This is a genomic window from Variovorax sp. YR566, from assembly GCF_051992195.1.
Taxonomy (GTDB): Bacteria; Pseudomonadota; Gammaproteobacteria; order Burkholderiales; family Burkholderiaceae_C; genus Variovorax.
Genome location: NZ_CP197092.1, coordinates 2,387,353 through 2,410,923 on the forward strand (window position 1 = coordinate 2,387,353; position 23,571 = coordinate 2,410,923).

The following is a 23,571-nucleotide window of genomic DNA, read 5'->3' on the forward strand; positions in this document are numbered from 1 at the left end:
GCTCAGGCACCCTGCTCGAGATCGAGCACCACCGGCGCATGGTCGCTCGGCTTTTCCCATTTGCGCGGCACGCGGTCGATGATGCAGCCCTTCACGCGCGGCACCAGCGGTTGGCTCACCAGGATGTGGTCGATGCGCAGCCCGCGGTTCTTCTGGTAGCCCAGCATGCGGTAGTCCCACCATGAGTAGCTCTTCTCGGGCTGCTCGAACATGCGAAAGCTATCCGTCAGGCCCAGGTCGAGCAGCGCCTTGAAGTGGTTGCGCTCTTCCGTCGTGTGATGGATCGTTTCCTTCAGGCCCACCGGGTCGAAGCTGTCGCGGTCTTCCGGCGTGATGTTGAAGTCGCCCAGCAGCACCAGGTTCGGGTTGGCCGCCAGCTCCTGGCGCAGCGAGTCGCGCAGTGCGTCGAGCCACTTCATCTTGTATGCGAACTTCTCGCTGCCCGGCTCCTGGCCGTTCACGAAGTAGCCGTTGACCACACGCAGCGGACCCGAAGGCGTCTCGACCGTGGCCGCGATCACGCGCGACTGGTCGTCGCTGAAGTCGGTGATGTTCTTCACCACGTCGCGCACCGGTGCAAGGCTGAGAATCGCCACGCCGTTGTAGGTCTTCTGGCCGAACACCGCGGCCTCGTAGCCGGCCGACTTCAGCACCTCGAGCGGGAACTTGTCGTCGGTCATCTTGAGCTCCTGCAAGCACAGCACGTCGACCGGGTTGGCGATGAGCCAGTCGAGCACGTGCTGCAGGCGCGCAGTGAGGGAATTGACGTTCCAGGTGGCTATTTTCATGGGTTTGCTGACTTGTTGATTGCCAATGATCTTTGCGTCGCGCGCGGCGCAGCGCTGCATTTGGCCGGTCAGCTTAGCAAAAGCACTCGACCTCTCCGAGTGCAAGGCAGGTAAGTGGGCGCAACAGTAGTTCGGGGCAGGCAGGCGGGCACGCCGGGGAGTGCTCCGGTTTCTTCGGCCATAGGCGCCCGGACGGCGAATGCGATGCGGCTACTCCGGCGCAGCAGCGGGTGCCTGGGATTCCTGCGCCTGCTGCAGGCTTTGTTGCTGCGGTGCGCCGACCGGAGCGGTCGGCCCGCATGCACTGCGGTTCCTGATCGCGACGCCCTTGACGAGGTGGCGGGGCACGTGGTGTGTCCTTATCAACTGCGCCAGCGCCTCGCTGCGCGCTGGTTCGCATACCGGTAGAAACATGTGCAATGAGCTCATGGTGTCGTCCAGTGAACGCCAGAAAAGAAAGCTCGGATCTGAAAGAGGAGGGGACGGCGGCCTCTGGCGTGGCCGGCGGACATTATGAGCGCCTGATTTCCGCTGTGCGCAATCGCCCTCCCGGCGCAGATGCCATCGGTCGAATGCTGCCTACAGCGTCTCGTTTTCCTTGAGCACGCCCGCCTTGCGCAGGGCGGAGTCCAGCCACTTGGCCGCCGTGTCGCCTTTCCTGATGGCCTCGATGCGTGCGGCTTCGTCCTCGACCTTCTGCTTTGCGGCCTGAAGAAGCACCTCGACTCTTTCCCGCTCGACCACCACCACGCCGTCGGCATCGGCCACGACCAGGTCGCCTGCACGCACGGCCACGCCGCCCACGGACACCGGATGCCCGATGCGGCCCGAGGCCAGCTTCGTCGGGCCGTTGGGATTGGTGCCGACCGAGAAGACGGGAAAATCCATCTCGTCGATCTCGACGCTGTCGCGCACCGCGCCGTCGATCACCACGCCGGCGATGCCGACCTGCCGGCAGGCGTTCATCATGATCGTGCCCATCAGGGCGGCGCTCCGGTCGCCCTTGCCGTCGATCACCAGCACGTCGCCGGGCTTTGCCAGCGCGATGGCGGCGTGGATCATCAGGTTGTCGCCCGGCCGCACTTCGACCGTGAGCGCACTGCCGACGAGCGTCATCCGGTGGCGCAAGGCCTGGATGCGGCCGTGCAGGGCGCCCCGGCGGCCTGCCACGTCGGCAAGGATGGCCGGCTGGAACGCCGAGGCCTGCCGGACCAGATCGGAGGGAACGCGCTCGAAGTCGCGAATGATGTCGGGTAGCTGGTTCATCGTCTGTCTCTCGTTCTCTTTCTTACTCGGCCTTGACGTCGGCGTCCTTCACCACGCGGCCCCACTTGCGCTTGTCGGCAGCCAGGAAGGCGCGGAACTGCTCGGGGGTGCTCCCTACGGGCTCCAGGCCGTCGGCAGCGAGTCGCTTGGAGATCTCGGGCATCGCCAGCACCTTGGCAACCTCGCGCTGGACGCGCTCGACGACGGCCGGTGGCGTGTTCTTCGCCGCGCAGATGCCTGCCCAGGTCACGGGGTCGAAGTCGGGAACGCCGGCCTCCGTCACGGTCGGAATGTCCGGAAAGGCCGCCAGCCGGCGCGGGCTGGCCACAGCCAGCGCGCGGAGCTTGCCGGCGCGTGCGTACTGCATCGAGCTGACGGGCTGGTCGAAGATCATCGAGACCTGGCCTGCAATGAGGTCCGTCATGGCCTGGCCAGTGCCTTTGTAGGCCACGTGAACGATGTCGATGCCCGCTCGGCTCTTCAGCATCTCGCCCGCAAGATGCCCGCCGGTGCCCGTGCCCGAAGAAGCGAAGTTGATCTCGCCGGGCTTCTGCTTGGCGTATGCAACGAGCTCCTTGACGCTCTTCACCGGCAGGGTCGAATTGACCAGCAGCATGTAGGGCGCGTTGACGACTTGCGTGACCGGTGCGATGTCCTTCTCGGGATCGAAGGGCATGCTCTTCAGGATGTACGGCTGGATCGACAGGGTTCCCGTGGTGCACATCAGCAGCGTGTGCCCGTCCGCAGGCGCGCCGAGCATCGCCGATGCCGCGATGTTGCCGCCGGCGCCGGGACGGTTTTCGACCAGCACCTGCTGCCCGAGCCCTTCCGCCAGCTTCGGCGCAATCAGGCGCGCCACGACGTCGTTGGAACCGCCGGGCGAAAAGCCGACGAGGATCTTCACCGGTTTCGACGGAAAGGCATCTGCAGCCCACGCATGGGTTGCGCCAAGCCAGACGGTGCCCGCGGCAAGGGCCGGCAGCAGCTTCAGAAGAGGTTGGAGTTTCATTGCAGTTCCTGGTTGATGGCTTGGCCCGAGAGTTCGTCGCGCGCCCGCGCAATGCGGCGGCACCCTTCCAGCAGCTGCTCTGTGCTGGCGGCGAACGAAATGCGGAAATGTGTCGGCACGCCGTAGGCACTGCCTTGCAGCGCCGCCAGGTCCTGCGAATCGAGCAGGTGCATCACCCAGTCGTCGCTGCTTTCGATTGCGACGCCCGTGCGTGTGCGAAGACCGAACAGCGCGCTGCATGACGCGAAGATGTAGAACGCACCGTCGGGCGCTGCGCAATGGATGCCGTCGATGGCATTGAGCGAGGCAACCACCATGTCGCGCCGCTTCTCGTATTCGCGCCGGTTAGAGGCAATGGTGCCCTGCGGTCCCGTGAGCGCGGCGACGGCTGCAGCCTGTGCGATCGAGTTCGGCCCGGAGGTGCTCTGCGACTGGAGCTTGACCATCGCCTTGACCAGCGCCGAAGGCCCCGCGCCATAGCCGATGCGCCAGCCCGTCATCGCGTAGGCCTTGGAAACACCGTTCACTGTCAGCGTGCGGTCCTTGAGGTCGGGCGCCACCTGGGCCATGGTGGCGAACTCGACGTCGCCATAGATCAGGTGCTCGTAGATGTCGTCGGTCAGCACCCAGACGTGGGGGTGGCGCCGCAGCACCTCGGCCAGTGCCTGGAGCTCGGCACGCGTGTAGGTCACCCCGCTCGGGTTGTTCGGCGAGTTCAGCATCAGCCAGCGTGTCTTGCGGGTGATGGCGCGTTCTAGGTCGGCAGGCTGCAGCTTGAAGCCCGATGCCGCCGGGCAGTCGACGAAGACCGGAACGCCGCCGGCCAGCAGGGCGATGTCCGGGTAAGACACCCAGTAGGGCGCCGGCACGATCACCTCGTCACCCGCCGCGACCGTGCACATGAGCGCGTTGAAGATCACCTGCTTGGCGCCGGTGCCCACGATGATCTCGCCCGGTGTGTAGGCCAGCCCGTTCTCGTTCAGGAACTTGCCGGCAATGGCTTCCTTCAGCACCGGCGTGCCGCCCACGTCCGTGTAGCGGGTCTGGCCGTCGGTCATGGCTCGGATTGCCGCTTCCTTGATGTGCCCGGGTGTCTCGAAGTCGGGCTCGCCCGCGGTCAGGCCGAGGATGTCCCGGCCCATCGCGCGCAACTCGCGCGCCCTCTGGCCGGCCATGGAACTGGGGGATGGTTTGATTCGATTCAGGCGTGGTGCGATGTGAAGCATGCACGCAGTATCAAAGTCCGGCTGTCGCAGGACAAACGAGAAATCGGAGGAGCGCGGTATTCCTTTTTTTCCTGCAGAGCCATGGGCGTACATTCCGCTGGCATGAACTTCACTTTCAAGCAGCTGGAGGCCTTCCTCTTCAGCGCCAAGCTCCAGAGCTTCAGTGCCGCGGCGGTGAAGCTGCATACCACGCAGTCGGCCATCTCCAAGCGCCTGGCGGAACTAGAGGAGTCGCTCGGCGGCCCCTTGCTGCATCGCACCTCCCACGGCCTGGAGCTGGCCCAGGCCGGCCGGGAGCTGCTGCCGCTCGCGGAAGAAGCGCAACGGCTCTGGCAGCGCATCGAGCACGACATCAGCCTCGACAAGACGCTGCGCGGCACCTTCCGTGTGGGCGTGACGGAGCTGATTGCGATGACCTGGCTCACACGCCTGATCCAGCTGCTGCAGAAGCTGCACCCCCAGGTCACGCTGGAGCCGGTGGTGGACGCGGGGCTCACGCTCTTCGAGCGCCTCGAAGCCAACAAGCTCGACCTGACCATCATGCCCGGCATCTTCTGGGGCCAGGCCTTCGAATCTATCAAGGTGGGGCAGGTCGACCAGGCCTGGATCGCGAGCCCGCGGCTCGACATTCCCGCGCGGGCATTGAAGCCGCACGAGTTTGCCGACTACCCCGTGATCGAGCAGCCTGCCGGTGCCTCGAAGAACAGGTTCTACGAAGCCTGGCGCGCGGAGCACGGCTTCCGCTTCGGCAAGGTCATGCTGACGAACAGCACGACTGTTCTGCGCGAACTGACGATCAGCGGCTTCGGCATCAGCCAGCAGGCGCTCGACTATGTGCGCCCGGACATCAAGAGTGGCCTGCTACGTGTGGTGAAGAGCGACCCCATGCCGCCGCCGCTGGTCTACAGCGCGGTCTACCGGCGCGACAACTCCAGCCCCGCGCTGGCGCGCATCGTCGAGCTGGCCGTGAAGACATGCGATTTCACCTTGCGGGCGAGCCAGCACGACGTGGCCCCGGCGCGCCCACCGCGGGGCTCGGGTGCGACGCTGAGGCAGCGCTCGCTGCGCCAGGGCGTGAAGACGCCTGCCAGGAAGACCAGGAAATAGATGCGGGGAGATGCGGGGCTACTGGGCTACTGGGCCACGTGCCCGTAGCAGGCCTTCAGGCCCGTGTAGTCGTAGTAGTGCGCCGTGCCCGCAGCCTTGGCGCCATCGCAGGCCGCCTTGAAGTCGGTTTCCTTCTCGTTGTAGAGCATGCGCACGAGCAGTTTTCCGCCGCCGTCGGCGAACACGTCCCACTGCATGTTGGCCGCCATCGGCGAGACGTAGTCGCCGCGCCACGTGTTGCTGTCGTAGCTGAAGCTGGAGGCCTTGGGCACGCTCTGGTCCTCGCCCTTCAGGCCCATGCGCACCGCGAAGGGCATCATGATTTCCGCGTGCGTGAAGCGCAGCTTGGCCGCGTGCGAGCGGTCGCCCCTGGCGATTGCATCGACTTCGTTGAACATGTCGTCGACCAGGATCTGCGACATGCGCGAAGTGATGTCGCCCTTCTCCGTCATGCCGGGGCCCTTGTCGTAGAAATCGGAGCCGTCGTTGAGCGCGGCGAAGAACTTCGCCTGCGCTGCCGGCATGTAGGCCGTGAAATCGACGCCGGCCTCGCTGCGCATCGCGGGTGCGATCACATACAGCTCGTACAGTAGCGCGCCTGCGTCGCCGGGCGACTTGATCGATGTCTTGCCGTCGCCGCTCAGGCTGGGCGCGAACTTGCCGTCGTCGCTCGTGTAGCTGAAGCTGCCGCTGTTGGAAAAGCTGTACGTGCCGTTGGCGATCTTGTCGACGAAGCTCCTGGCGAACAGGCGCTCCAGCAGCAAGCGGCCGGCGGCCGCGGCCTCGGGCGTGACCGTGAGGCCGCTCTGCTTGGCGAGCAGGTCGGCATCGTTGCTCTTGTAGTTCTGGTAGGCCAGGCTGGCCTGGTAGGTCGTGTAGAGCGGATCGGTGGTGTTCGTTACCAGGTCGGTCGCCTTCACGAGCTTGTGGAAGTACAGCAGGAAGCGGTTGGTGCCCACCGGCTGGCTCACGGCCGTGCCGTTGTCGGGGTAGGGCGCCGGTGCCGGCGGATAGGTCAGCAGCGGCGCCAGCGCAGGCTGCACCGCCTTGAGCGACTGCACGAAGAAGTTGCCGCTGTCGACTGCGCGATCGACGCCGGAGGTCACTGTCACGATCTGGCGTGGGGCGGAGCCGGCGTTGTCGCCGATCTGCTTCCAGTAGGCCGGCAGGCGCTGAACCAGCCTTGCCGCAAGCTGCGTGTGCTCGTTGATGCCAACCTGCGTCTCGTTGCCGTAGCCGGGCGTGCTGATGCCGGCCACGCCATAGCCGAGCAGGAAGTTGGCCTTCATGATCTTCAGCACGTCGGGCCCGAGCTTCTCGCCCAGTGGCGTGAGGGCGCCGTCGTCTTGTGCCTTCTTCCACATGTTGTAGACCGCAAGGTCGTACTTGAGGCCCGAGAGCCCGCGCGAGCCGTGGCGCGCAACCACCTCGGTGTAGACCGGCGAGAAGCCCGCGGGCGCCGCCTCGTAGGTGCTGACATCCTGCTGCGGGCGGTACGGCGCCTTGGTCTGGTAGTAGCGGTCGGTCAGGGCGGCGGCCGTTACCACCGCCTTGACGTCGTCAGTGTTCGCGGCCGATGCGAGGGCATCGCGGATGCGCTGCAGGCCTTCGTCGGAAGCGGCCTTGAGCGCGGCCTTTGCAACAGGGTCGCTCTCGGTGTTGATGTCACCGAGCAGCTTCGACGCGACCACGCCGACAGAGATTGCCACCTTGCCCGCAGCGGTCTTGAAGTCGAGCCCGTTGGCTTCCATCTCCGCGACCACCGCGGTCGATTCGAAGTCGACAACGCTCGGCGCTTCCTTCGGCGCACGCAGCACGAGCGCTGAAGTCACCGGCTTGGATGAGGGGATGGACGGATCGAGCTCGGTGGCATCGGTGCCGATCTCGGCCACGATGCCCGCGCCCGAGCCGGCAAGCGTGAAGCCGCCCTGCTTGTCCGATCGGGTGGCCGGTTCGCCCGCATCGCAGCGGCCGTTGGAGTTGAGGTCCAGGCAGACCTTGGCGTTGACGAAGTAGCTGCCGACCACGACCCCGCTGGTGCTGGTGGTCGTTGTGCTGCCCGGCGTTGTGGAAACCCCGGCGGCCGGAGGCAAGACGAAAGAAGAACCGCTGTCTCCCCCTCCGCATGCAACCAGCAGGAGCGCCGAGAGACTGAGACAAGAAACCGGCACGAGGGCCAGGGCGCGGCGAAGCGGAGAAGTAGGCTGCATGAGAGTCACGGACGAGCGAAAGGGGTGGAGCTTTCAGCGCGTGCGTGACATGGCGGTGACTGACAGAGCGCAGCAGAAGGTGGTCAGGTCCTGGTCAGCTGGCCAGGCTGGCACTGACTACGCGCGATCAGTGCCGTCCGCTGCGCTGGATGCGGTGGCGCAGTTGACTGGAAAGCGTGTCCGCAACAATCACCATCACGGTGATGACGATGATGCAGGTGGCTGTCTCCGGATAGCGAAAGAGCTTGAGGCTGCTCACCAGCTCGAAGCCGAGTCCGCCGGCGCCGACCATGCCCAGCACCGTCGCCGAGCGCAGGTTCACCTCGAAGCGGTAGAGAACCACGGCGATCCACGCAGTGACGACTTGCGGCAGCACGCCGAACACGATGACCTGCAACGGCCGCGCGCCGGTCGCGCGCAAGGCTTCGAGCGGGCCCTGGTCGATTTCCTCGATGGCATCCGCGAAGAACTTGCCCAGCATGCCCGCGCCATGGAGCGCCAGCGCCAGCACACCGGGAAACGGCCCCAGGCCAACAGCCGAGACGAACACCAGTGCCAGGATCAGTTCGTTGATGCTGCGCACCACGTTCAATGCCTGCCGCGTGCTCTGGTAGATCCACCGGTTGCTCTGCAGGTTGCGCGCGGCCAGGAACGAAAGGGGAATGGCGGGCAGCACGGCCAGCAGCGTTCCCCACACCGCGATCTGCACGGTCTCGAGCGCAGGCGCGACGAGGCGGCTCAGGATGTTCAGGTCGGGCGGCAGGGTGCGGCCGAGAAAGTCCAGGATCTGCGGCAGGCCGGCCGCGAGTTCCGTCCAGCTGAGCTGGGCTCCGGCGGCGCTCCACTGCAGCGCCCAGGCCACGATGCAGATTCCGATGAGCAGGCTGAACCAGCCCTTGCGGCCTTCGGGCAGCGGGCCGGTCCAGGCGTATCTGGTCGATGCGGGTTTCGTGTTCGTCATGTTCATCCTTGCGTGCCGGCCATCGAGGGCATGGCCAGTGCGGCCGGGTTGCTGGCTGCGTCCTTCCGGTCGACGGCCGGTTGCGGCATGTTGTAGATGCGATCGATGTCGTCCTGCCCCATGGCCTGCGGCACGCCATCGAACACGACGCGGCCTTGCGCGAGCCCAACGATGCGGTCGGCAAACTCGCGCGCGTAGTCGACCTGATGCAGGTTGCACAGCACGGTGATCCCCAGGTCGCGCGAGGCATCGTGCAGGTACTGCAGCACCTTGCGCGAGGTCTGCGGGTCGAGACTGGCAACCGGTTCGTCCGCGAGGATCAGCCTCGGTCGCTGCGCAAGCGCACGGGCGATGCCCACGCGCTGCATCTGGCCGCCCGACAGCGAATCGGTGCGTTCATGCGCCTTGTGCGCAAGGCCCACGCGGCCCAGGCACTCGTGCGCCAGCGCGATGTCTTCGCGGCTGAAGAAGTGCATGACCGAAGCGAGCGTCGACACTGCACCCAGGCGGCCGGTCAGCACGTTCTTCAACGCGCTCAGCCGCGGCACCACGTTGTGGTGCTGGAAGATCATCGCGACACGCTGGCGCAGCGCGCGCGTATCGGCGCACTGCACGGCATCCATGCCGTCGACCTTCAGTTCGCCGCCGTCCGCCACGGCCAGGCGGTTCACGCATCGCAGCAGGGTCGATTTGCCGGCACCCGACTCGCCGAGCACCACCACGAACTCTCCCGCAGCCGCGTCCAGGTCAACGCCGCGCAGCACGGCGTTGTCGCCGTACTGCTTGGTGAGCCGCCGGATGCGGATCACTTCATGCTCCGCAGATCGAGCTTGAGCACCTTGGCGGTGTCGCGCACGACGTTGTAGGCCGCGTCGTTCGTGGGCTGGAAGCCGTTCAGCACGCCCTGGTCGCCCCACGGCAGGTCCTTGACGTTGGCCAGGGCCTTCGCGATCTTTGCCTTCAGCGCCGGATCGAGGTCCTTGCGCCAGACCATCGGCGATTCGGGAATCGGGTTAGACGACCAGACGATCTCGAGCTCGTCCGCTTTCACCTGGCCCTTGGCGATGGCGCTCGCGAGGATGCGGTCCGCCACGGCTGCGGCATCGACCTTCTTGTTGGCCACGGCGAGGATGCTGGCGTCGTGCGAGCCCGAGAAGATGACGCGGCTGAAGAAGGTCTCGGGGTCGTAGCCGGCCTGCAGCAGGCCCGCCTTGGGGAACAGGTGGCCGGACGCGGAGGTTGGGTCTACGAAGGCGAAGGTGCGGCCCTTCAGGTCGGCGGTCTTGGCGAGGCCGCTTTCCTTGCGCGCAATGATCACGCTCTTGTAGGAGCTCTGGCCAGTCTTCTTCGTGACGGCCACCGCGAAGGCTTCTACATCGGCGATCTGGTTGGCAAGCACGTACGAGAACGGGCCGAGGTAGGCCACGTCGAGCTTCTTGGAGCGCAGGGCTTCGATGACGCCGTTGTAGTCGGTGGCAACGAAGGGCTTGACCGGCATGCCCAGTTGCTGCTGCAGGCTGTCGAGCACCTGGCGGCTGCTCTCGATCATGGCCTGCGAGTCCTCGGCCGGAATCAGGCCGATGGTGAGCGGTGGCGCGGCCAGCGCCGGCATGGCGGCGACGGTGGACAGGGCGAGGGCGATCAGGCTTCGGCGCAGGCGAAAGAGGGGGCTCATGGGTGGTGCTCGGTGGGGTGAAGGTTGGGAATTAGCGCAAGACTAAGAACGCCATGTGACAACGAAATATCAAATCGATCACGTATTTGTCACGTATCTATTGAGACAATCTATGGATGTCAGCAGCCAGACTCCGTGCTTTTCTCGCCGTGGCCCAGCACGGCAGCTTCAGCGCAGCCGCGCGTGCCGTGGGCCTGAGCCAGCCGACGCTCACCACCCAGGTCCAGGCCCTTGAGCGCCAGCACAACGTCGTGCTCTTCCATCGCCAGGGTCACCGCATCGAACTCACCAGCGTGGGCGAGCGCCTTCTACCCATCGCGCGGCAGATCGCGTCGCTGGAGCAGGACTCGTACAACCTCCTTCACGACAGCGGCGACCTCCAGTCCGGCGAACTCAAGCTCGGGGCGGTTGGCCCCTTCCACGTCATCGAGATGGTCGATGCCTATCGCAAGCGCTACCCGCGCCTCGACGTCTCTATCCGCATGGGCAATTCGTCCTCGGTGTTCAAGGACCTGGAGGAATACGCCGTCGACATCGGCGTGCTGGCGCGCTTCCATGAGGCGCCCGGCTTCAGTGCCACGCCGTATGCGCGGCACGCACTCATCCTGTTCGTGCATCGCGACCACCCCTTCGCGAGCCGCGGCCAGATCCGGCTGGACGAGTTGCACGGACAGCCGATGCTCCAGCGGGAAAGCGGCTCGAGCACGCGGCGCGCGCTCGACGAGGCTTTCCAGCGCGCGGGCGTCCGTCCGAAGCTCGCCATGGAAATCGGAAGCCGCGAGGCCATCCGTGAAGCGGCCGCGCGCGGCATCGGCATCGGTGCCGTCTCGGAGGCGGAGTTCATTCCGGACGAGCGCCTGCGCACCGTTCGCATAGAGGGCGACCCCGCCGTGACGCACACCTACCTCTATTGCCTCCAGATCAGGCGCGAGAGCCGCGTGCTCGCATCTTTCTTCGACGTGGCGCTGAAGCTGCGCAAGGGGCTGCAGCCTGCGGCTACCTGAGCGCTGAGGAGGCAAGCGACGGTATCGATCCTCCGCGAGCCTGCAGGCGGGCGTCGATCGCATCGAAGAACGACGAGATCAGCCGACTCTCCCGACGCTCGCGCAGGCAGCACACGTGAATGTGCGTGGAGACGACATCGCCTTCGATGCGCACCGGCCTCAGGCGCGGATCGGGCACGTATTCGGACTGCGAGACGGTGCCGATGCCAAGCCCCCTGGCCACGGCTTCGCGCAGCGCCTCGCGGCTTCCGATTTCCATCGCGACCTGCACGGTCACGCCCTGCGCGATCAACGCGTCCTCCAGCGCCTTGCGGGTCGTGGAGGCGGGTTCGCGCATCAGCAGCGGTTGTCCCGACAACTCCTTCAGCGCGATCGACTTGCGCTTGGCGAACGGATGATCGACGTGCACGAACACGATCACCGGGTACTGCGCGTAGAGCTGCGTGTAGTAGCGCTCGTCGGGAAACCGGCTTGCCAGCACGCCCACGTCGCTCACGTATTTGTCGAGCGCGTCGAGGATCACTTCGGAATTGCCCAGCGTGATGGAGATCTTGATGCGAGGGTGGACCGCGTGGTACGCCTCGATCATCTCGGTGACGTGAAAGGGCCCGACCGCGCCGACCTTCAGCGATCCGTGCCGCAGCTTGCCACTGTCGTCCAGCAGCGAGCTCATGTCGCCTTCGAGCGCGATCATGCGTCGGGCCAGGGGCAGCATCTCCAGCCCCAGCGCCGATAGTTCCACGCGCCGGCCGCGGCGGTGGAACAGCTCGGCACCGTATTCGCGCTCCATCATCTGGATCTGCGAATTGAGTGTGCTGTGGCTCATGCCCAGCGTGCGCGCGGCGGCTGTGAAGCCGCCCTCTTGCGCGACGGCGATGAATGCGCGAATCTGGTTGAGCGTCACTGCAGGGTCTCCCGGGCCACTGGGTCGTCTGAAAGGGCGCCATGATGCCGGGCGATCATGATGGCCGCGTGTAAGCCGCTGGCTACGTGGCCGCGACCCCCATGGCCGGATCGCTCACGCCGTCCTTGCCGGTCTCCAGCCGCCCCGCGAAGCGCCGTTCGAAGCTGGTGCCCATGGTCAGCGTGAAGTCGTACCAGCTGTTGGTTCCTGCGAGCGACCATGACGGCTCCACCTGCATGCCGGGCGCCACGGTGTAGGTCCAGGGGCCGTCTGTGCGGTACGCGTTGGCGCCGACCGTCACGGTCGCTGGGGCGTTGCCCATGTTCATGATCGTCAGGTACACCGAGTTGCCGCTGCTGTCGTAGCACACGCGAACTTCCGGGTTCGGCCCGCTGGCCAGCGCGCCCATGTCGCCCTTGAAGCGCCGGTGATAGCCGTTGGGCCCGAGCACCCACAGGCTGTACTTGCCCGTGTTGTCGGCCACCGCCGCCCAGGCGTCGGAAATCATCTTGCCGGGCTCCACGGTGAAGCGCCTGGGGTAGCGCGACAGGTTCAGCTCGTCGTACACATGGAACACGGCGCCTTGCGTGCCCGTGTTGCTGAACGTGAGCCACACCTGGCCGTTGGGCAGGTCGACGTTGGCGCTGGTGTGCAGGTGATACGGAAGCGCACGCGAAGGCCGCAGGGCGAGCGCCTGCGAAGGCAGCGGCACCGAACCCGCCGCGGGCACCGGCACGCCGGGCGCGGCCACCTGCTGCGACAGCGTGGCATCGGCCTGCGCCTTGGTCGGCGCCGTCACCAGCGCGGGCTTGGCCGCGTTCGGGTTGCGGAAGTCGAAGCACGACATCAGGTCGCCGAACACCGTGCGGCGCCACGGGCTGATGTTGGTTTCGCGCACGCCGAAGCGCTGCTCCAGGAAGCGCAGCGTCGAGGTGTGGTCGAACACCTGCGAGTTGACCCAGCCGCCGATGCTCCACGGAGAAATCACCAGCATCGGCAGCCGCACGCCGGCGCCGAAGGGTTTGCCGTCGGGCGTGCGCTTGCTCGAGTCGCCGGGCGGCGGCGGCATCGTGTAGTACTCGTTGGTGATGTCCGCCGTCGACTTGCCGGCATAGGTGCCGTCCGCGTTGCGCCACGGCGGGGCCGGCGGCGGCATGTGGTCGAAGAAGCAGTCGTTCTCGTCGAAGTTGATGATGAGCACGGTCTTGCTCCACACCTCCGGATTGGCGGTGAGCATGTCGAGCAGCGTCTGGATGTACCACGCGCCCTGCTGCGGAACCGACATGCTCGGGTGCTCGCTGTAGGGCCCCGGCGCAACGATCCAGCTCACCTGCGGCAGCGTGCCCGCGGCGATGTCGTCGGCCACCGCCTGCAGGTAGCCGCCGTCGGGCATGGTGTTGCCGAAGCCCTTGTACAGCGGCGACTGCGCTTCGATCGCAGGCGAGTACGCCACATTCGGCGAGCCCTGCGACCGCAGCTGCTCGTCGACGGCGCGATAGGAAGCGAACGCCACCAGCTGGTTGTTGTTGCTGTTGTTGCCCGGCCTGTTGTAGACCTTCCAGCGCACGCCGGCAGCCTGCAGCCGCTCGGGGTAGGTGGTCCAGGTCAGGCCATCGGTGGAGGGCCCCAGGCCGCCCCAGTTGGCGTTGGTCACGCAGGCCTGGCCGGCCACGTTCGCGCCGTTCGTGCCGCTCCACAGGAACATGCGGTTGGTGAAGGTGCCCGTGTGGATCGACGTGTGATACGCGTCGCAGATGGTGAAGGCATTGGCCAGCGCCCAGTGGAACGGCAGGTCGGACTGCTGCAGGTAGCCCATCGAGATCTTGGTGTTCTTGGCTTTCGGCCATGCCGCCATGCGCCCGCCGTCCCACGCAGACTGCTGGTCGCCCCAGTCGTGCGCGCCACCGACGCGCAGCGCGTTGCCCTTGGTCGCATCGAGATAGAACGGCTGCACTGCGTCGGCGGTGCCCTGCTGCAGCCACACGGGGTTGCCCGAAGCCATCGGAATGGTGAAGCGGTCGCTGAAGCCGCGTACGCCGGGCATGGTGCCGTAGTAGTGGTCGAAGGAGCGGTTCTCCTGCATCAGGATGATGACGTGCTCCACGTCGTTGATGGTGCCCGTCGCGTTGTTCGCCGGAATGGCAAGCGCGCGCTGGATGGCGGGCGGAAACGGGCCGAGCGCGGCGCCGGCCGCGGCGGCGCGAAGGAAGGAGCGGCGGTTGAATGGAGTCATGGTTGTTGCGATCGACGTGCCCTCAGGGCGCGCAGTTGAGCTTCGAGTTCGGGAGCGTTGGCGGCAGGTCGGTGCCGGCGGCTGCGCAGCTTGCGCATGGCGCCGCCACGATCGGAATCTCGGCAGGCGCCGCGCCGTCGCCGGTTGCCGCAGCAGCGATGGGCAACTGCAGGCTGGCCCCGCCGCTGTTGCCGCCGCCACCGCACCCGGCGATGAACAGGCACGCGATACCTGCTGCAAGGAAGAGGCAGAAGCTGGATTTCATGATGGGTGCCTCCTCAGTTGACCTGCAGCGTCGACAACGGCTTGTTCGACAGGAAGATCGATTGCAGCTCGGCATCGGTCAGCACGCGGTTCCACATCGCCAGGTCGCCGAAGTGGTGCTGGTACGTGGGCGCGGTTGCGCACTTGCCGGCGAAGTACGGCGGCGTGACGGAGCCGTTGCACTTGTTCATCAGGAAGGTGCCGGTGCCGTCGTCGCCGATGCCCCACTGCGGAAACGGCGAGAGCTTGGAAAGGTCCACCGACCCCGTCGACTTGCCCACGGCCACGCGGTTGGTGGTGCTTGTCACCGGATCGAACACGTACATGTTCATGGTCTTGGCCACGCCGTCGACCGAGAAGGCGATGTACACCCAGCGGTTGACGGTGATCTGCGTGTAGGGGCTGGTCGGCCCGTCCGCGCGCACGCCCCCGCCGGAGCCGATGTTGAATGCCACGCCGCACTGGTTGCCCGAGCTGGCGAACAGGCCGATGGCAACGCCGGCATTGCCACCGCTCACATAGCTCTTGTTGGAGACGATGGTCACGTTGTTGGTGGCAACGCACGATGGCGTCTTGAACCAGAGCCCGATGGTGAATTGCGGTGCCGTGCCCTTGGAGATGTCGAAGCCATCGGCCGGCGTGAGACGGTAGCCCTCGACGCCGTTGGTGTTGACGAAGTTCGTGTCCACCAGCAGGCCGTTGGTGCCTGCGAACGGACCCGGTACCACGAGGCCGGCTGCGGGCGGAAGGTCGCTCGCGGCGGGCCCCATCGTGCTGTGCGCCATCGCATCGACCGGCGGCAGCGTGGCGCTGAACGGGTAGTAGGAGACCAGTCCGTTCTTCAGCGTCGGCGCCAGCGGAACCGGCGGAACGTAGGACACGAGTGGTGAGAGCACTGCCCTCGACGCGGCGTCCGCGCCGTCGCCGGCCTGCACCGTGTAGCTGAGCTGGTACGTGCCCTTGGCGCTCAGCACTTGCGAGAGCTGGTTGTCGGTGTACGTGGCGGTGCCCGCAGGCAGGTTCGAAGCGATGACCTGTCCGTCGCGCATGACCGTGATCGCGCCCTTGGCCGGAGCCGTCCAGTTCAGCACCACGCTCGCGCTGGAGGAGTTGTTGTCGGCCACCGATGCGGTCAGCTGCGACACGGCCTGCGCGCCGGTCAGCGGGCTGCCGTCCAGCGCGTAGGTCTTCGCGTCCGGCAGTGCGCCAAGGTAGCCGAGCACGGTCGGCGCAACGTCGGCGATGCCGGCGTTCGCATACAGGTCGGTCAGCTTCTGCGGCAGTGCAGCGCCGACGCCTTGCGTTCCCATGTTCGCAGGCTGGCTCAGGCCGATGAAGGTGCTCGACTCGGGCACCAGCGGAAGGCCGTCGTCCTGGCTGTTGGCGCTGAGTCCGTGGTTGCCGGTCACGACGACGAGCCACCGCGTGTTCGGGCGTTTCGACGTGGCATCGACGAGAGTGCCGACGGCCTTGTCGAGCTTGGCCAGCGTGCCCGCGTACTGCGTGGAGCCGAGTCCGAAGTCGAGCGCGGCGTCCTTCATCGCGCGGTACTGCGCGAGCACCGTGGCGTAGTCGCCACCGATCAGTTGCGTGGCTTGCGTGGTCACGCAGTCGGTGGCAGTCGCATTGCCGGAGCAATCGGTGAGCGAGTCGAGGTAGCCGCTGTCGTGGTCGGAAGACAGCAATTGGGCCAGCCCCGACGAAGCGACGGCCGCGCCGTTCGGCCCCGTGTTCTTGCCCTTGGTCAACTGGAACACGGTAGCGCCGCGCACCGCCTGCTTCGGTGCTTCCGACATCACCTGGTGGCGGCTGGCCCAGGTGCCGGTGAGCAGCGTCGCCCAGCCGGGCGTGTCCAGCGTGGGTTGCTGGCTGGGCGTGCCGGCCATGCCGCCGCTGTAGGCCAGCCTCACTTCGAGCTTGGCGAGGTTCGGGAGCGTGCCGCCGGCGATGCCGCTTTGCACTGCGGCGTAGGTGGCGCCGTCGAGGTCGATGACCAGCGTGCGGTTGGCGAGCGGCGTCGATGGTGCTTCGGGCGACGTGGGGGCGGGTGATGACGGGGCCGGCAATGCAAGCGCCGCGCCGCCTGAACCGCTGCCGCCGCCGCAGCCGCTCAGTGCGGCAACGAGCGCGGTCGTGAGCGCGAAGGCGCGCGTCCATCCTGCAGCGCGCTGCCGCGTGCCGGTCGGGTCTGGTGCCTTGCGCGCCCGCATGGCGGCGCCTGGGGGAATGGCTTGGGGAATGAAGTGCTCGACTGACATTTTTTTCGGCTGCCTCTGGTGGGGGGAGTGGTCGAATTACAGAAGAGCGGGGTGACGTGCCAGCGACGAAAGCCCATGGATATTTCGATAGTTCTGTCGGCTTTTTCGTCAGATCGAGGCGCATCCACGCGCGCGACTTCGGCGTCCCGGCAAGGGACGCAAGACGATGGAGAACGCGATGCGGTGGGCGGCCAGGGCCTGGCTCCCGGTGTATCCGGGAGCAGGCCTCGAGCTCACCAGGGCAACGAGTAGGTCTTGGTATTGGTAAAGCTCTTCATGGCCTCGAGCACGCCTTCCTTGTATCCGAGGCCCGAGTCCTTGATGCCGCCGAAGGGCGTGAGCTCCAGGCGGTAGCCCGGCACCTCGCGCACGTTGACGCTGCCCACGTTCAGCTCGCGGATGAAGCGCGTGATGTAGTCCATGCGGTTCGTGCACACCGCCGAAGACAGCCCGTAGGCCGTGCCGTTGGAGATGCGGATCGCCTCCTCGATCGTCCTGAAGCGGATCACCGGCGAGACCGGCCCGAAGGTCTCGTGCCTGGCCACCGTCATCCCGGGGTCCACATGGTCGAGCACCGTGGGCGAATACAGCGCGCCGCTGCGCTCATTGCCGTACAGCAGCTTCGCACCCGCCTTGATCGCCTCGTTGACCACCGCCTCGAACTGGATCGCAGCCGCCTCGTCGATCACCGTGCCCATGTCCGTGGCCGGGTCCATCGGGTCGCCGTACTTCAGCGCCCGCGTCTTGGCCAGCAGCAGCTCCACGAACCGGTCCGCCACCGCCTCGTGCACCAGCATGCGCTTGATCGCCGTGCAGCGCTGGCCCGAGTTCTTGTACGAGCCGCTGGCCGCCAGCGTGGCCGCCTCCTCGACGTCCGCATCCTCCATCACGATGATCGGGTCATTGCCCCCCAGCTCCAGGATCTGGCGCTTGTACACCGCCTTGCCCGCGATGTACTTGCCGATGGCCACGCCCCCCGTGAAGGTGACCAGGTCCACGTCAGCGCTGGTGAGCATCTCGTCGGCAATCTCGCGCGGGTCCCCCGTGATCACCGACAGCATCGGCGGCGGCAGGCCCGCCTCGTACAGGATGTCGGCCAGGATGAAGGCCGTCAGCGGCGTCTTCTCGCTGGGCTTGAGCACCATGCGGTTGTTGGTGGCAATGGAGGGCGCCACCTTGTGGATCACCTGGTTCAGCGGATGGTTGAACGGCGTGATGGCCGTGATCGCACCCTGCAGCGGCTCGCGCAGCGTGTAGACCTTGCGGCTCTTGCCGTGGTGCGTGAGGTCGCAGGAGAACACCTGGCCGTCGTCCACCAGCGCCTGGTTGGCCGCGAACAGCAGCACGTCGGAGGCGCGGCCCACCTCGTACAGCGAGTCCTTGCGGCACAGGCCCGACTCCATCGTGATCACGCGCGAGATCTCGTCCAGGCGCGAGGCGATGATCTCGCCCGCGCGCATCAGGATCTTGTAGCGCTCGTAGCGCGTGAGGGTGGGCTTGTAGTCGCGTGCGATCTTGTAGGCAACCCGAACATCTTCGAGCGTGGCCTTGGGCACGGTGGCGATCACTTCGCCGGTGTAGGGGTAGGTGACGTCGATCGTGCGGTCGCGGTGAATCCGCTCGCCGGCAATGCGCAGGGCTTCGCGGTGAATGGTGCCTGGCTTCAGGGTGGCTTGGCTCATGGGGGAGTGCTCCGGGCGACGGTTTACTGGGCGTGGTTCAGCGCAAGGTCCAGCGCATCGAAGTTGCGCAGCCGGCGGCTGGCGGCGATACCGGTGACCGGCCGGTTGCAGATCAGCGGCACGCGCTGCTCCGACACCCCGCCGTGCGAGCGCAGCGGCACCTCCAGCGCCGACAGGTCATGCCGGCTGGCCGAGGTGCCGATGACCGTGCTCTGCTCGCTGACCACCACGATGTCGCCGATGCGGTCGGGCGGCAGCTCGAAGCGCGCGGCCGCGTCCTTGCGCGAGAGCACCAGCTCCATGCCCGGCAGGCGCTGGATGCGCTCGATCCAGCCCGGCACGCGGGCCTCGTCGGGGGCGTACACGGTGGCAAACGAGCCCAGCGCGCCGTGGTGCACCACGTACGGGTCGGTGATCGGCAGGATCACGCGGGCCTGGTCCTTGCCATACCAGTCGTCGAGCACGTCCTGCAGGTAGATGACCTTGGGGGCGCCATCGGCGTCGTGCTTGTCGTTCATGCCGTGGTCGGCCGTGAGCACGATGGTGGCGCCCAGCGCATCGAGCTGCGCGAGGTAGCCGTCCATCATGGCGTAGAAGGCGTTGGCCGCGGGGCTGCCGGGGGCGGCCTTGTGCTGCACGTAGTCGGTGGTCGACAGGTACATCAGGTCGGGGCGGCGCGATTCCATGAGCTTCACGCCTGCGGCGAAGACGAACTCCGACAGCTCCGCGCTGTACACCGAGGGCACGGGCATGCCGACCATCTCGACCACGCCGTCGATGCCGTTCTCCTCGATGGTGGCCTGGTCGGCCTTCTCGGACGAGAAGCAGATGCCCTTCATGCGGTGGCCCAGCAGCTTGCGCAGCTTGTCCTTGGCGGTGACCACCGCGAGCGAGGCGCCCGCATCGGCGAAGGCTGCGAGCACGGTGCCGGCGCGCAGGTACTTGGGGTCGTTCATCATGACTTCCTGGCCGAGTTCGCGGTCGAAGAAGTAGTTGCCGCAGATGCCGTGCACGGCCGGTGGGGCGCCGGTGACGATGGACAGGTTGTTCGGGTTGGTGAAGGAGGGCACCACGCAGTCGGCCAGCAGGTCTGCTCCGGTCTTGCGCATGCGCTCGATGTACGGGGCCACGCCGGCTGCGATGGCCGCGTCCAGGTACGCAGGCTCGCAGCCATCGACGCACACCACCACGACGGGGCGGCTCATCCAGCGGTAGCTGCGGGCATTGACTTCGAGCGAGTCGGGTTTCATGAGAAGGGATTCCTTGGAGGTGAAGAGAAAAGGGCTCTTTCAGCGACGGATGAAGACCGCGATGAAGGCGCTGATGAGGCAGCTGGCGGCCACGATCGGAAAGACCATCGAGGTGTTGCCCGAGTGGTCCAGCAGGCGGCCGATCAGCGGTTCGCCGAGGCCCGCCAGCAGGTACGAGAAGAAGTTCATGACGCCGGTGGCGGTGCCCGAGCGCTTGGCGCCCACGAGGTCGGGGCACAGCGCCCAGAACGAAGAGGCGGGGCCGTAGACGAAGAAGCCTGCGAGGAACAGAAGCGCCAGCCCGCCGATGCTCGTGGGCAGCAGGTACATGCCGACCGAGGCTGCCGCACCCAGCAGCATGTACAGCACGATGGCCTTGTAGCGCTTCGAGCCGAAGACGCGGTCGGAGATCCAGCCGTTGGTGAGTGCGCCGAAGGCCATGCCCACCGGCAGTGCGACCGAGATCCATGCGGGATCGATCATGCCGTCGGCCATCTTGCTCCAGTCCTTGCCGAGAAAATGCACCGGCACCCAGACGATCAGCCCGTAGCGCGCGGCATTCTGGAAACCGATGGCGAGTGCCGCGATGAGCAGCTTCGGGTTGCAGAGCACGGCCTTGTAGCGCGTCCACGAGCTTTCGTCGGGCGTGGTGTGCTGCAGGGACGCGGCCTTCGCGTCTTCCGCGTTGGCGATGCCGGTGTCGGGCGACTTGAACCCGAGGTCTTCGGGGCGCTCCCGGGCGATCAGGTAGAACGCGATGCCGCCCACCAGCATCAGCAGCACGGGCAGCCTGAAGATCCAGCGCCAGTCCAGGTGCAGCACGTTGACCACCACGATGGACGTGACGAACGACAGGACCGACGCGCATCCGGCAGCGAAGGTATAGAAGCCGAAGACCTTGCCGCGCTCCCCGGTGCCCCACCAGTTCGACAGCAGGCGGCTGCCCGGCGCCCAGCCGAGCGCCTGGAAGTAGCCGTTGACGCCCCATGGAATCGCGAGCGTCTTGAACCCGACGGCGAAGCTCACGACCCAGTTGGCCGCGCAGGACAGGATGGCGCCCGCGGTCATCACGCGCCGGCCGCCGAACTTGTCGGCGAGGTTGCCATTGATCGCCTGGCCGATGGCGTAGCACCACAGCAGGCTGGCCGAGGCCCAACCCAAGACCTCCTTCGACAATCCGAATTCCTTCTGCAGCCCCGGGATGGCGAAGCCGAAGGTCTGCCGGCCGGTATAGAAGAAGAGGTAGCAGAACATCGCGGCCAGCAGCATTCGCCACTGCGCGCGCCGGAATGAATGTTCGAGAGGCGGCGCGTACGCCCCGGCCTGCAGGCCTTGATTTGCCAATTGCATGTCTTTGTCTCCTGTTCTTGACGGACGTGGGTCCGTGGGACCGGCTCGAATGCCGGCATTTTTTTCGACGTTCTACAGATTCAACCGACTAACCGACTAACCGACTACTGGGCGGACACCGCCCCTATGAAGTTCTTGCCGCGCGCTCCATCCATGGCGCGCGCGATCATGGCCGCGGCTTCGCTGTCCGCCACGCCGTAGTCCGCGAACTCGGTCTTCACGCCGAGTCCCTGGAGAAAGTCGCGCAAGCGCCGGGCACCGGCGGCCAGGTCCGGCCCGAACAGGCGCTGCAGCGTGCGGTCCCGATCGGGAGAGCGGGCCCATGCCTTTTCAAGAACGATCGGCAGGGTGAACGAGCAGGCGATTCCATGTGCCAGGCCGTAGCGCAGCGTCATCTCGTACGAGATCGAATGGGCCAGGGCCGTCTTCGTGTTGGAGAACGCAAGGCCGGCCTTGAGCGCGGCCAGCGCCATGCGCTCGCGCAGTTCGATGTTGCCGAGATCGGCCCGCAGCGCCGGCAGGCATTCGAAGATGTCCTGCACGGCGGAGATGGCGAAGGTGTCGGAGATGGGGTTCGCGTTCACGTTCCACACCGACTCCAGCGCGTGGGAAAGCGCATCGAGCCCCGTCGACACGGTGGTGCCCGCCGGCACCGAAAGCATCAGCTCGGGATCGACGATGGCGGCCTCGGGCCAGGTGGCGTCCAGGTGCAGCGAGTACTTCTTCTGCCGGGCGGCATCCCAGATCGTGGCCCAGGGCGTCACTTCGCTGCCGGTGCCCGCGGTCGTCGGCACCGCGATCAGCGGCTTGACGCTGGTGGGTGCAAAGGGCTTGCCAGTCGCGAGCAGGCCGACGAGTTCGTCGAACTGGCCGCTTGCCGTGCCCACCATCAGCGCCTTGGCCGTGTCGATGGCGCTGCCGCCGCCCACGGCGACGATGGCATCGCATGCTTCGGGCGATTGCCAGAAGCGGTTGTAGAGGGCGCTCAAGTGCGCCACGTCGGGATTGGGGCGCACGTCGTCGATCACCCCGAGCAGCGAGTCTTTCAGGAGCTCGCGGAGGCGGGAGACCAGTCCGAGCTCGCGGGCTTCGGGAAAGGTGACGACGACGACGCGGCGGCCGGCGAGGATCGTGGGCAGCCGCTCCAGACTGCCTCGGCCGCAGTGGATGGAAACGGGGTTGTGGTACGCGTGGGGCATCGGGTCTTTCGCTTCGGTTGTCTCGTATGGCGGCCAGTGTCGAAGCGGCCCGCCATCGCGTCCAATCGCATTTCCGGTGTCCGCATGGTCGAAAATCGATGGATCGCCCGTGCGGGCATCGCGACCGGGAAAGCGCTCATTCGCGCCCGGGCGTGCTTGTGAGAGGCTTTCTTCCTGAAGGAGCCGCCGGCTTCGCCGGGGCCCGAATGCATGTTCCACCAGTACTACAAATCGATCAGATGCTTCCATGCCGTGGCGAAGACGGGCGGCTTCACCTCGGCGGCGCAGTACCTGCACATCGGGCAGCCGACGGTGACCGACCAGGTCAAGGCCCTGGAGGCCCGCTTCAACGTGGAACTGTTCCTGCGCAGCGGGCGCGGCGTGCGGCTCACCGCGGCCGGCGAGCGGCTCTATGCCATCACGCAGGGCCTGTTCGGGCAGGAGGAGGAGGCGATGCTCTTCCTGGAGAGCGCGCGCAAGCTCAAGGTGGGGCTGGTGCGCGTCGGCGCGGTCTCGCCGCCCATTGCGCTGGAGCTGGCGCGCAACTTCAAGGAGGCGCATCCGTCGCTGGACCTGACGGTGTCGATCGGGTCGGAGGAGTCCACCCTCCGGGGGCTGCAGGACTTCTCCATCGACGTGGGCATCGTCGCCGAACCCGCGGCGGCCGAGGGCCTGCACATCGCGCCCTACCGCGCTGAGCGCATCGTCGCGGTAGTGCCCGAAGGCCATGCGTGGACGAAGCGCGCATCGATCACCACCCGCGACATCGAACACGAAACGGTCATCCTGCGCGAGCCCGGTTCCAAGACCCGGCATCGCGTCGAGCGCGCCTGCCTGCAGCAGAAAGTCAACCTGCACTGCGCCATGGAAATCAACAGCCGCGAGGCCATCCTGCACGCGGTGGCCAACGGAATGGGCGTCGGCTTCGTCACGCAGGTGGAGTTCATTCCGCTGCCGGGCCTGGCGGCCGTGGCAATCGACGATGAGCAGCTGTCGATCAGCTATTCGCTGTGTTGCCTTTCCATCCGCAGGGAGCGGCCGCTGATCGATGCCCTCTTTGCCGTTGCCCTGGAGGGGCAGGCCGGCTAGCTGCGGGATTTCACCAAGGTTGCGCTCCCGCCTGTGCGGCGCATACTGCGCCAGAGCCGCGCGTCGGCCCCTCCGGGGTCCCTGGCGGCTGGCAGG

At 66.5% G+C, this 23,571-nt stretch carries 20 protein-coding genes; 3 read left to right on the forward strand and 17 right to left on the reverse strand.

What is annotated here, in order from left to right:
• Window positions 1-2: 2 nt before the first annotated feature.
• From xth to ACTG4X_RS11110, 5 genes are all read right to left on the reverse strand, one after another.
• The gene (xth, locus tag ACTG4X_RS11090; protein ID WP_093050428.1) at window positions 3-788 is read right to left on the reverse strand and encodes an exodeoxyribonuclease III; all 786 of its coding nucleotides are present in this window, start codon (window positions 786-788) and stop codon (window positions 3-5) included.
• Between the two features lie 210 nt (window positions 789-998).
• Window positions 999-1,217 carry a hypothetical protein gene (locus ACTG4X_RS11095; RefSeq protein ID WP_440533805.1) on the reverse strand — a complete coding sequence of 73 codons (219 nt, stop codon included), beginning with the start codon at window positions 1,215-1,217 and terminating at the stop codon, window positions 999-1,001.
• A gap of 150 nt (window positions 1,218-1,367) precedes the next feature.
• Window positions 1,368-2,054, reverse strand: a complete 687-nt coding sequence (locus tag ACTG4X_RS11100) for an RraA family protein (protein ID WP_440533806.1) — start codon at window positions 2,052-2,054, stop codon at window positions 1,368-1,370.
• 22 nt (window positions 2,055-2,076) lie between these two features.
• Complete coding sequence (locus tag ACTG4X_RS11105) at window positions 2,077-3,063, reverse strand: Bug family tripartite tricarboxylate transporter substrate binding protein (RefSeq protein ID WP_440533807.1); 987 nt, start codon at window positions 3,061-3,063, stop codon at window positions 2,077-2,079.
• The gene (locus ACTG4X_RS11110) at window positions 3,060-4,289 is read right to left on the reverse strand and encodes a pyridoxal phosphate-dependent aminotransferase (protein ID WP_440533808.1); all 1,230 of its coding nucleotides are present in this window, start codon (window positions 4,287-4,289) and stop codon (window positions 3,060-3,062) included. The genes ACTG4X_RS11105 and ACTG4X_RS11110 overlap by 4 nt, the downstream gene beginning before the upstream one ends.
• 102 nt (window positions 4,290-4,391) lie before the next feature.
• Between ACTG4X_RS11110 and ACTG4X_RS11115 the strand changes: the two genes are divergently transcribed.
• The gene (locus tag ACTG4X_RS11115) at window positions 4,392-5,396 is read left to right on the forward strand and encodes a LysR family transcriptional regulator (protein ID WP_093050221.1); all 1,005 of its coding nucleotides are present in this window, start codon (window positions 4,392-4,394) and stop codon (window positions 5,394-5,396) included.
• Between the two features lie 26 nt (window positions 5,397-5,422).
• Here ACTG4X_RS11115 and ACTG4X_RS11120 read toward each other — a convergent pair whose 3' ends face one another.
• The 4 genes from ACTG4X_RS11120 to phnD form a co-directional block, all read right to left on the reverse strand.
• Window positions 5,423-7,489: a histidine-type phosphatase gene (locus tag ACTG4X_RS11120; protein ID WP_440533809.1), complete on the reverse strand. Its 2,067-nt coding sequence runs from the start codon at window positions 7,487-7,489 to the stop codon at window positions 5,423-5,425.
• 244 nt (window positions 7,490-7,733) lie between these two features.
• Window positions 7,734-8,573 (reverse strand): phosphonate ABC transporter, permease protein PhnE, encoded by an 840-nt coding sequence (gene phnE, locus ACTG4X_RS11125; protein ID WP_440533810.1) that lies wholly within the window; start codon window positions 8,571-8,573, stop codon window positions 7,734-7,736.
• The gene (phnC, locus tag ACTG4X_RS11130) at window positions 8,570-9,376 is read right to left on the reverse strand and encodes a phosphonate ABC transporter ATP-binding protein (protein WP_440533811.1); all 807 of its coding nucleotides are present in this window, start codon (window positions 9,374-9,376) and stop codon (window positions 8,570-8,572) included. The genes phnE and phnC overlap by 4 nt, the downstream gene beginning before the upstream one ends.
• Window positions 9,373-10,242, reverse strand: a complete 870-nt coding sequence (gene phnD, locus ACTG4X_RS11135; protein WP_440533812.1) for a phosphonate ABC transporter substrate-binding protein — start codon at window positions 10,240-10,242, stop codon at window positions 9,373-9,375. The genes phnC and phnD overlap by 4 nt, the downstream gene beginning before the upstream one ends.
• A 116-nt stretch (window positions 10,243-10,358) precedes the next feature.
• On the opposite strand from phnD, the gene ACTG4X_RS11140 reads away from it, so the two are divergent.
• Entirely contained in the window at window positions 10,359-11,246 is an 888-nt protein-coding gene (locus ACTG4X_RS11140; protein ID WP_093082744.1) for a LysR substrate-binding domain-containing protein, read from the forward strand.
• On the opposite strand, the gene ACTG4X_RS11145 is transcribed toward ACTG4X_RS11140, so the two are convergent.
• The 8 genes from ACTG4X_RS11145 to psrA form a co-directional block, all read right to left on the reverse strand.
• Window positions 11,239-12,150 carry a LysR substrate-binding domain-containing protein gene (locus ACTG4X_RS11145; protein ID WP_440533813.1) on the reverse strand — a complete coding sequence of 304 codons (912 nt, stop codon included), beginning with the start codon at window positions 12,148-12,150 and terminating at the stop codon, window positions 11,239-11,241. The two genes, ACTG4X_RS11140 and ACTG4X_RS11145, sit on opposite strands and share 8 nt — an antisense overlap.
• Before the next feature lie 82 nt (window positions 12,151-12,232).
• Entirely contained in the window at window positions 12,233-14,383 is a 2,151-nt protein-coding gene (locus tag ACTG4X_RS11150; RefSeq protein WP_440533814.1) for a phosphocholine-specific phospholipase C, read from the reverse strand.
• 22 nt (window positions 14,384-14,405) lie between these two features.
• Window positions 14,406-14,648 carry a hypothetical protein gene (locus ACTG4X_RS11155; RefSeq protein ID WP_440533815.1) on the reverse strand — a complete coding sequence of 81 codons (243 nt, stop codon included), beginning with the start codon at window positions 14,646-14,648 and terminating at the stop codon, window positions 14,406-14,408.
• Between the two features lie 13 nt (window positions 14,649-14,661).
• Window positions 14,662-16,905 carry a hypothetical protein gene (locus tag ACTG4X_RS11160; RefSeq protein ID WP_440533816.1) on the reverse strand — a complete coding sequence of 748 codons (2,244 nt, stop codon included), beginning with the start codon at window positions 16,903-16,905 and terminating at the stop codon, window positions 14,662-14,664.
• Between the two features lie 233 nt (window positions 16,906-17,138).
• Window positions 17,139-18,587 (reverse strand): phosphonoacetaldehyde dehydrogenase, encoded by a 1,449-nt coding sequence (phnY, locus tag ACTG4X_RS11165; RefSeq protein WP_440533817.1) that lies wholly within the window; start codon window positions 18,585-18,587, stop codon window positions 17,139-17,141.
• Window positions 18,588-18,610: 23 nt separating this feature from the next.
• Window positions 18,611-19,837 carry a phosphonoacetate hydrolase gene (gene phnA, locus ACTG4X_RS11170; RefSeq protein ID WP_097199662.1) on the reverse strand — a complete coding sequence of 409 codons (1,227 nt, stop codon included), beginning with the start codon at window positions 19,835-19,837 and terminating at the stop codon, window positions 18,611-18,613.
• Between the two features lie 39 nt (window positions 19,838-19,876).
• Entirely contained in the window at window positions 19,877-21,187 is a 1,311-nt protein-coding gene (locus tag ACTG4X_RS11175) for an MFS transporter (protein WP_093058196.1), read from the reverse strand.
• A gap of 104 nt (window positions 21,188-21,291) precedes the next feature.
• Entirely contained in the window at window positions 21,292-22,386 is a 1,095-nt protein-coding gene (psrA, locus tag ACTG4X_RS11180) for an iron-containing alcohol dehydrogenase PsrA (protein WP_440533818.1), read from the reverse strand.
• Window positions 22,387-22,596: 210 nt separating this feature from the next.
• On the opposite strand from psrA, the gene ACTG4X_RS11185 reads away from it, so the two are divergent.
• The gene (locus ACTG4X_RS11185) at window positions 22,597-23,475 is read left to right on the forward strand and encodes a LysR substrate-binding domain-containing protein (protein WP_093058198.1); all 879 of its coding nucleotides are present in this window, start codon (window positions 22,597-22,599) and stop codon (window positions 23,473-23,475) included.
• Window positions 23,476-23,571: the final 96 nt, after the last annotated feature.

What these genes read in the sequence shown, in the direction of transcription:
- xth (WP_093050428.1), bottom strand. Translation starts at nt 788, where the DNA reads ATGAAAATAGCCACCTGGAACGTCAATTCCCTCACTGCGCGCCTGCAG.
- ACTG4X_RS11095 (WP_440533805.1), bottom strand. Translation starts at nt 1,217, where the DNA reads ATGAGCTCATTGCACATGTTTCTACCGGTATGCGAACCAGCGCGCAGC.
- ACTG4X_RS11100 (WP_440533806.1), bottom strand. Translation starts at nt 2,054, where the DNA reads ATGAACCAGCTACCCGACATCATTCGCGACTTCGAGCGCGTTCCCTCC.
- ACTG4X_RS11105 (WP_440533807.1), bottom strand. Translation starts at nt 3,063, where the DNA reads ATGAAACTCCAACCTCTTCTGAAGCTGCTGCCGGCCCTTGCCGCGGGC.
- ACTG4X_RS11110 (WP_440533808.1), bottom strand. Translation starts at nt 4,289, where the DNA reads ATGCTTCACATCGCACCACGCCTGAATCGAATCAAACCATCCCCCAGT.
- ACTG4X_RS11115 (WP_093050221.1), top strand. Translation starts at nt 4,392, where the DNA reads ATGAACTTCACTTTCAAGCAGCTGGAGGCCTTCCTCTTCAGCGCCAAG.
- phnE (WP_440533810.1), bottom strand. Translation starts at nt 8,573, where the DNA reads ATGAACATGACGAACACGAAACCCGCATCGACCAGATACGCCTGGACC.
- phnD (WP_440533812.1), bottom strand. Translation starts at nt 10,242, where the DNA reads ATGAGCCCCCTCTTTCGCCTGCGCCGAAGCCTGATCGCCCTCGCCCTG.
- ACTG4X_RS11140 (WP_093082744.1), top strand. Translation starts at nt 10,359, where the DNA reads ATGTCAGCAGCCAGACTCCGTGCTTTTCTCGCCGTGGCCCAGCACGGC.
- ACTG4X_RS11150 (WP_440533814.1), bottom strand. Translation starts at nt 14,383, where the DNA reads ATGACTCCATTCAACCGCCGCTCCTTCCTTCGCGCCGCCGCGGCCGGC.
- ACTG4X_RS11155 (WP_440533815.1), bottom strand. Translation starts at nt 14,648, where the DNA reads ATGAAATCCAGCTTCTGCCTCTTCCTTGCAGCAGGTATCGCGTGCCTG.
- ACTG4X_RS11160 (WP_440533816.1), bottom strand. Translation starts at nt 16,905, where the DNA reads ATGTCAGTCGAGCACTTCATTCCCCAAGCCATTCCCCCAGGCGCCGCC.
- phnY (WP_440533817.1), bottom strand. Translation starts at nt 18,587, where the DNA reads ATGAGCCAAGCCACCCTGAAGCCAGGCACCATTCACCGCGAAGCCCTG.
- phnA (WP_097199662.1), bottom strand. Translation starts at nt 19,837, where the DNA reads ATGAAACCCGACTCGCTCGAAGTCAATGCCCGCAGCTACCGCTGGATG.
- ACTG4X_RS11175 (WP_093058196.1), bottom strand. Translation starts at nt 21,187, where the DNA reads ATGCAATTGGCAAATCAAGGCCTGCAGGCCGGGGCGTACGCGCCGCCT.
- psrA (WP_440533818.1), bottom strand. Translation starts at nt 22,386, where the DNA reads ATGCCCCACGCGTACCACAACCCCGTTTCCATCCACTGCGGCCGAGGC.
- ACTG4X_RS11185 (WP_093058198.1), top strand. Translation starts at nt 22,597, where the DNA reads ATGTTCCACCAGTACTACAAATCGATCAGATGCTTCCATGCCGTGGCG.